Genomic DNA, 7272 nt, shown 5'->3' with positions numbered 1-7272 from the left:
CCGCTGGTGCCGGGCGCCGCCGCGCCCGCCGGCGAGCCGGTGGTGGTGCGCAACCCGGCCGACCGCCGCCAGGTCGTCGGCCAGTGGCAGCCGGGCGATGCGGCCACCGTGGACCGCGCCCTGGCCAATGCCGTGGCCGCGCAGCCGCAGTGGGACCGCACCCCGGCCGCCAGCCGCGCCGCGATCCTCGAGCACGCCGCCGACCTGCTGGAGCAGCGCATGCCGCAGTTCATGGCCATGTGCGTGCGCGAGGCCGGCAAGACCATCCCCGACTCGGTGGCCGAGGTACGCGAGGCGGTCGACTTCCTGCGCTACTACGCCGCCCAGGCACGGGCGAAGTTCGGCGCCCCGGAGCAGATGCCGGGCCCGACCGGCGAGTCCAACCAGCTGCAGCTGCAGGGCCGCGGCGTGTTCGCGTGCATCAGCCCGTGGAACTTCCCGCTGGCGATCTTCCTCGGCCAGGTGGCCGCGGCCCTGGCCGCCGGCAACGCGGTGGTGGCCAAGCCGGCCGAGCAGACCAGCCTGGTCGGCCACGCCGCGGTGCAGCTGCTGCACGAGGCCGGCGTGCCGGAGGCGGTGCTGCAGTTCGTGCCCGGCGATGGCGCCAGCGTCGGCGCCGCGCTCACCAGCGACGCGCGCGTGGCCGGCGTGGCCTTCACCGGCTCGACCGAGACTGCGCGCGCGATCAACCGCGCCCTGGCCGCGCGCGAGGACGCCGGCATCGCCGTGCTGATCGCCGAGACCGGTGGCCAGAACGCGCTGATTGCCGATTCCTCGGCCCTGCCCGAGCAGCTGGTCAAGGACGCCATCGCCAGCGCCTTCACCTCCGCCGGCCAGCGCTGCTCGGCCGCGCGCGTGCTGTTCGTGCAGGAGGACATCGCCGACAAGGTCACCACCATGCTGGCCGGCGCAATGGCCGAGCTGCAGGTTGGCGACCCGGCGCTGCTGGCCACCGACGTCGGCCCGGTGATCGACGCCGACGCGCTGGAGATGCTCAAGGCGCACGCCGCGCGCATGGACCAGGAGGCGCGCGCGATCGCGGTGGCGCCGCTGGATCCGGCGCTGGAGCACGGCAGCTTCTTCGCCCCGCGCGCCTACGAGCTGCAGTCGCTTTCGCAGCTGCAGCGCGAGGTGTTCGGCCCGGTGCTGCACGTGGTCCGCTGGAAGGCCGACCAGCTGGACGCGGTGATCGACCAGGTCAACGCCACCGGCTACGGCCTGACCCTGGGCATCCACTCGCGCATCGACGGGACCGTCGAGCACATCGTGGCGCGGGCCAAGGTCGGCAACGTCTACGTCAACCGCAACCAGATCGGCGCGGTGGTGGGCGTGCAGCCGTTCGGCGGCCAGGGCCTGTCCGGCACCGGCCCCAAGGCCGGCGGCCCGCACTACCTGCTGCGCTTCGCCACCGAGAAGACGGTGACCATCAACACCACCGCCGCCGGCGGCAACGCCTCGCTGCTGACCCTGGGCGACTGAGCCGCGGCCAGCCACGCAGGAAACGGAAAGGGGCGCCATCGGCGCCCCTTTTCCATCCGCCGGCCGCCGGGCTCAGGCGGCGACCAGGCGCACCCGCGCGAAGTTGCGCTTGCCCACCTGCAGCACGCCTTCGAAGCCCGGGGTGAATACCCGCGAGGCGTCCTCGACCACTTCGCCGTCGACCTTGACCGCGCGCTCCTTGAGCTTGCGGTTGGCCTCGGAGTTGGACGGGGTGATGCCGGCGGCGGTCAGCAGGGCGGAGATGCGCAGGCCCTCGGCCGGAACGGCCACGTCCTGCAGCGGCAGCAGCGAGGTATCGCCCTGGCCGGTGACCGCGGCGTGCCAGCCGGCGATCGCGGTCTCGGCCGCGGCGGCGTCGTGGAAGCGGGTGGCCAGCTCGCGCGCCAGGCGCAGCTTGACGTCGCGCGGATTGAGGCCGGCGGCGACCTCCTCGCGCAGCTTGCGCGCCTCGGCGGCGGAGATCTCGAAGCTGAGCAGCTCGATCCACTTCCACATCAGCTCGTCGCCGATCTTCATCGTCTTGTTGACGATGTCGATCGCGGCTTCGGCGATGCCGATGTAGTTGCCCAGCGACTTGCTCATCTTGTTCACGCCGTCCAGGCCTTCCAGCAGCGGCATGGTCAGCACGATCTGCGGCGCCTGCCCGTAGTGCTCCTGCAGGCCGCGGCCCATCAGCAGGTTGAACTTCTGGTCGGTGCCGCCCAGCTCGACGTCGGCCTGCAGCGCCACCGAGTCGTAGCCCTGCACCAGCGGGTACAGGAACTCGTGGATGGCGATCGACTGCTGCGCGACGAAGCGCTTGGAGAAGTCGTCGCGCTCGAGCATGCGCGCCACGGTGTGCTGGCCGGCCAGGCGGATCATGTCCGCCGCCGACATCTTGCCGAACCACTCGCTGTTGAAGCGGACCTCGGTGCGCTCGCGGTCCAGCACCTTGAACACCTGCTCGGCGTAGGTCTGGGCGTTGGCCAGCACGTCCTCGCGGGTCAGCGGCTTGCGGGTGGCGCTCTTGCCGGTGGGGTCGCCGATCATCCCGGTGAAGTCGCCAATCAGGAAGATCACCTGGTGGCCCAGGTCCTGGAACTGGCGCATCTTGTTCAGCAGCACCGTATGGCCCAGGTGCAGGTCCGGCGCGGTGGGGTCGAAGCCGGCCTTGACCCGCAGCGGGCGGCCAAGCTTCAGCCGCGCCTCCAGCTCCTCGGGCTTGAGGATCTCGTCGGCGCCGCGACCGATCAGGGCAAGGGATTCTTCGACGGAAGGCACGTTCTGCTCCAGCGGGAAGTCGGGGGAAGGGGGCTGACAAACTTGAACGTCATGTTAAGTGCTAGTTAACGGGGGCGCCACCGGAAAGTTCAGGTTCTTCAATGGTTTGACGCATGGATTTCATGTGTCTAAGGTACGCGGCGGTGGGCCGCATTCCGGGGTCCCGTGAAGGAAGCCGTCCAATGCCCCTGACCGAACACCGCGTGCGCAAGCAGCAGTTCCACGGCCGGCTCGGGATCTTCCACCACAGAACCCTCCGCCACAAGCTGAAGAAACGCTTCCCGGCGGCCTTCAACACCCGCTGGACCCGCCGCCACTGGGTCCACGCCAGCCTGTTCGCCACCCTCGGCGCCCTGATCGCCACCATCATCCCCGGATTCTCCGCGCAGCTGGAGCCGCAGACCCGGCTGCACGCCACCCTGCCGCTGAGCCTGCCGCCGCTGACCGTGCGCGCGCCCACCGCGGCCCAGCCCGGGCACCAGTGGGAAGTGGTCCAGATCCAGCCCGGCCAGACCTTGGGCGCGCTGTTCGCGGCGATGGGCGTGTCCAGCCAGGTGATGCACCAGATCCTCGAGCAGCCCGGCAACCGCGAGCCGCTCAGCCGCCTGCGTCCCGGCGCCGAACTGGCCTTCGCCCTGGGCGAGGACGGGCAGCTGCACGGCTTCCGCTTCGACCGCAGCCCGACCGAGCGGGTCGAGCTGACCCTGGCCGGCGGCAAGATCCACCAGAAGGTGCTCGAGCGCGCCACCACCACCCGGATCGCGGTGGCCAGCGCCGAGATCGAGCACTCGCTGTACGCCGCCGGGCGCAAGGCCGGCCTGAGCCCGGCCTCGATCGCGGTGATGACCGACGAGATCTTCAAGTACGACATCGACTTCAAGGACGTGCAGCGCGGCGACCGCTTCAGCGCCGTGATCGAGGAGACCTGGCGCGAGGGCGAGCGCATCGGCGGCGGCCGCATCCTGGCGGCAAGCTTCACCACCGGCGGCAAGACCTACACCGGCGTGCGCTTCGAGCACGAGGGCAAGGTCGGCTACTACACCCCCGACGGGCGCCCGCTGAAGAAGAGCTTCATCCGAATGCCGATCCCGTATGCGCGGCTGTCGTCCAAGTTCGGCGCGCGCCACCACCCGGTGCTGGGCAAGATGCGCATGCACAAGGGCGTGGACTACGCCGCCAGCACCGGCACCCCGATCATGGCCGCCGGCGACGCCAGGGTGCAGTTCGTCGGCCAGCAGCGTGGCTACGGCAACGTGGTGATCCTCGACCACGGCAAGGGCCACACCACGCTGTACGCGCACATGTCGCGCTTCGGCAAGATCCGCCAGGGCCAGCACGTGTCCCAGGGCACGGTGATCGGCTACGTCGGCTCCACCGGCCTGGCCACCGGCCCGCACCTGCACTACGAATTCCGGGTCAACGGCCAGCACCGCAACCCGCTGTCGGTGACCATGCCGCCACCGGAGCCGCTCAAGGGCGCCGCCCTGGCCGCGTTCCGGCAGCAGACCGCGCCGACCCTGGCGCGCATCGAGTCGATGGAGCAGCTGCTCTACGCCAGCGCACCCAAGGCGGAGGCGGACAAGGCCGCCGGCAAGCGCGGCTGAGCCGGCGCCCGCGCCTACAATGGCGCGCATGTCCCGACTCTTCCTTGGCCTGATCTCGGGCACCAGCGCCGACGGCATCGACGCGGCGCTGGTCGAATTCCCCGACGGCCCCGCCACCGCGGGCCTGCGCCTGGTCGCCGCCCATACCCATCCCTGGGAAGAAGCCGTGCGCGCACGCCTGGTCGCGATCGGCCAGGGCGGCGAGCCGCAGTCGCTGGACGAGCTGGGCCGGCTGGACGTGCAGGTGGGCGAGGCCTTCGCCGCCGCGGCCCTGGCCCTGCTGCGCCAGGCCGGGGTGGCGCCGGCGCAGGTGGCGGCGATCGGCTCGCACGGCCAGACCCTGCGCCACCGCCCGCACGGCCCGGCGCCGTTCACCCTGCAGGTCGGCGACGGCGCGGTGATCGCCGAGCGCACCGGCATCGCCACGGTCTGCGACTTCCGCCGCCGCGACGTCGCCGCCGGTGGCCAGGGCGCGCCGCTGGTGCCGGCGTTCCACGCCGCCCTGCTGCATTCGCCGGCCGAGGACCGCGCCGTGCTCAACCTCGGCGGGATCGGCAACTACACCCTGCTGCCGCGCGCCGGCGCGATACGCGGCTTCGACACCGGCCCGGCCAACGCCCTGCTCGATGCCTGGTGCCTGCGCCATACCGGCGCGGCGTTCGACGCCGGCGGCGCGTTCGCCGCCTCCGGCAGCGTGGACCAGGCGCTGCTGGCACGGCTGCTGGACGAGCCCTGGTTCGCCCTGCCACCGCCCAAGAGCACCGGCCGCGAGCAGTTCCACCTGGAGTGGGTGGAAGCGCGCCTGCGCGGCGAGCCCGCGGCCGACGTGCAGGCCACCCTGCTGGAACTGACCGCCGCCACCGTCGCGGACGCGCTGCAGGCGCACCAGCCCGGCACCGCGCGCGTGCTGGTATGCGGCGGCGGCGTGCGCAACCCCGTGCTGATGGCGCGGCTGGGCGCGCGCCTGCCGCAGGTGGCGGTCGAGTCCACCGCGGCCTACGGCCTGGACCCGGATTTCGTGGAAGCGATGGCGTTCGCCTGGCTGGCGCGCGAAACCCTGGCCGGGCGCCCCGGCAACCTGGCGGCGGTCACCGGCGCGCGCGGACCCCGCGTGCTGGGCGTGGTGCACCCGGCCTGAGCGCGGCGCCGCGCGCCGCACCGGAAGGAGAGGATGGCAATGGGCAAGCGTGGCGGGACCTGGATGGCGGCCTGGCTGGCACTGGGCGCGATGCTCGCGGCCGGCGCCCAGGCCGGAGTGCAGTCCGATCCGGTACACGACGGCGCCCCGGCAGCGGCGCCACTGCTGGTGCTGCATGGCGGCGCCGGGGTGGAGCGAGGCAGCCTGGCGGCCGCCGAGGAAGCCGCCGCGCGCCAGGCCCTGGCCCGGGCGCTGCAGGCCGGGCACGCGGTGCTGCGCGAGGGCGGCGCGGCGCTGGACGCGGTGACTGCCGCGATCGCGGTGCTGGAGGACGCGCCGGAGTTCAATGCCGGCCGCGGCGCGGTGTTCACCCACGACGGCCACAACGCGCTGGACGCGGCGATCATGGACGGCGCCAGTGGCCGCGCCGGCGCGATCGCCGGGGTGCGCCGGGTGCGCAACCCGATCCGCCTGGCGCGCGCGGTGATGGAAGCCTCCCCGCACGTGATGCTCGCCGGCGAGGGCGCCGAGGCCTTCGCCGCGGCCCGGGGCATCGAGCTGGTCGATCCGTCCTGGTTCCGCACCGACAAGCGCTGGCGCCAGCTGCAGCAGGCGCGGGCACGCGAGCAGGGCCAGGCCGCCACCGCGCCGGCGCACCCCTACTTCGGCACGGTCGGCGCGGTGGCGCTGGACGCGCGCGGCGGCCTGGCCGCCGGCACCTCCACCGGCGGCATGACCAACAAGCGCTGGGGCCGGATCGGCGACTCCCCGATCATCGGTGCCGGCACCTGGGCCGACGCCCGCTGCGCGGTGTCCGGCACCGGCTGGGGCGAGTACTACATCCGCGCCGCCGCCGCGCACGAGATCTGCGCGCGGGTGCGGCTGGCCGGGCAGCCGCTGGTGCAGGCGGCCGCGGAGGTGATCAACCGCGACATCCCCGCCGCCGGCGGCAACGGCGGCGCCATCGCCCTGGGCGCGGACGGCAGCATCGCCCTGCCGTTCAACACCGGCGGCATGTACCGCGGCTGGATCGGCGCCGACGGGGTGCCGCACGTGGCGGTGTTCGACGAGCCGCTGCCGCTGCCCTGAGCCGGCTCAGGCGCCGGCCAGCAGGCGCTGGTAGCGCGCCAGGTCGGCCGCCGAGAAGCAGCAGAACAGCACTTCCCGCACCACCCGCGCCGGGAACCCCGCCACCGTGGCCAGCGCCAGCGGCGCCGCCAGGTCCGGTGGATAGCCGTACACGCCGGTGCTGATCGAGGGGAAGGCGACGCTGGCGCAGCCATGCGCCTCGGCCAGGGCCAGGCTGTTGCGGTAGCAGGCCGCCAGCAGTTCCGGTTCGCCGGCCTGGCCGCCGCGCCAGACCGGGCCGACGGTATGGATCACGTGCCGCGCCGGCAGGCGGTGGCCGGCGGTGATCCGCGCCTCGCCGGTCGGGCAGCCGCCCAGCGCGCGGCACTCCTCCAGCAGGCCCGGCCCGGCGGCGCTGTGGATCGCGCCGTCGACCCCGCCGCCGCCCAGCAGCGAGGAATTGGCGGCATTGACGATGGCGTCCACCGCCAGGGTGGTGATGTCGGCCTGTACCGCCCGCATTCGCAGGGTCATGGTTCGCGTTCCTCCGTGCCTGGCACTGCGCAGGGTGCCACGCGGCCGGCCCGCGTACAGCCGCGCGACGCCCGCGCAGCTGAAGCAGCGATGACGCAATGTTCCACGGGCCGGGCTGCCGGGGGCGGCTGCAGAAATTAAAATTCCGCTACCCAACGCGCGCGTCCC

The 7272-nt window shown here is 73.1% G+C and carries 6 protein-coding genes; 4 read left to right on the top strand and 2 right to left on the bottom strand.

Going from position 1 to position 7272, the window contains the following annotated elements; all coding sequences use genetic code 11:
* A partial coding sequence (gene putA / locus B351_RS0100195) for a bifunctional proline dehydrogenase/L-glutamate gamma-semialdehyde dehydrogenase PutA (protein WP_019397039.1) occupies positions 1 to 1479 on the top strand: 1479 nt, incomplete at its 5' end.
* Positions 1480 to 1551: 72 nt separating this feature from the next.
* Here putA and tyrS read toward each other — a convergent pair.
* Entirely contained in the window at positions 1552 to 2760 is a 1209-nt protein-coding gene (gene tyrS, locus B351_RS0100190) for a tyrosine--tRNA ligase (RefSeq protein WP_019397038.1), read from the bottom strand.
* Between the two features lie 182 nt (positions 2761 to 2942).
* On the opposite strand from tyrS, the gene B351_RS0100185 reads away from it, so the two are divergent.
* The 3 genes from B351_RS0100185 (at position 2943) to B351_RS0100175 (ending at position 6591) form a co-directional block, all read left to right on the top strand.
* Complete coding sequence (locus tag B351_RS0100185; protein ID WP_019397037.1) at positions 2943 to 4364, top strand: peptidoglycan DD-metalloendopeptidase family protein; 1422 nt, start codon at positions 2943 to 2945, stop codon at positions 4362 to 4364.
* 19 nt (positions 4365 to 4383) lie between these two features.
* Positions 4384 to 5502: an anhydro-N-acetylmuramic acid kinase gene (locus B351_RS0100180; RefSeq protein ID WP_026010177.1), complete on the top strand. Its 1119-nt coding sequence runs from the start codon at positions 4384 to 4386 to the stop codon at positions 5500 to 5502.
* Positions 5503 to 5592: 90 nt separating this feature from the next.
* Positions 5593 to 6591 carry an isoaspartyl peptidase/L-asparaginase family protein gene (locus tag B351_RS0100175; protein WP_050992098.1) on the top strand — a complete coding sequence of 333 codons (999 nt, stop codon included), beginning with the start codon at positions 5593 to 5595 and terminating at the stop codon, positions 6589 to 6591.
* Between the two features lie 6 nt (positions 6592 to 6597).
* On the opposite strand, the gene B351_RS0100170 is transcribed toward B351_RS0100175, so the two are convergent.
* Positions 6598 to 7104: an O-acetyl-ADP-ribose deacetylase gene (locus B351_RS0100170; protein ID WP_026010175.1), complete on the bottom strand. Its 507-nt coding sequence runs from the start codon at positions 7102 to 7104 to the stop codon at positions 6598 to 6600.
* Positions 7105 to 7272: the final 168 nt, after the last annotated feature.

It is taken from the genome of Pseudoxanthomonas sp. GW2, from assembly GCF_000283075.1.
In the GTDB taxonomy this organism is placed as follows: Bacteria; Pseudomonadota; Gammaproteobacteria; order Xanthomonadales; family Xanthomonadaceae; genus Pseudoxanthomonas.
The sequence above is the reverse complement of the archived record's forward strand: the minus strand, read 5'-3'. Positions and strand labels throughout refer to the sequence as shown.

What these genes read in the sequence shown, in the direction of transcription:
- B351_RS0100175 (WP_050992098.1), top strand. Translation starts at nt 5,593, where the DNA reads ATGCTCGCGGCCGGCGCCCAGGCCGGAGTGCAGTCCGATCCGGTACAC.
- B351_RS0100170 (WP_026010175.1), bottom strand. Translation starts at nt 7,104, where the DNA reads ATGACCCTGCGAATGCGGGCGGTACAGGCCGACATCACCACCCTGGCG.
- B351_RS0100180 (WP_026010177.1), top strand. Translation starts at nt 4,384, where the DNA reads ATGGCGCGCATGTCCCGACTCTTCCTTGGCCTGATCTCGGGCACCAGC.
- B351_RS0100185 (WP_019397037.1), top strand. Translation starts at nt 2,943, where the DNA reads ATGCCCCTGACCGAACACCGCGTGCGCAAGCAGCAGTTCCACGGCCGG.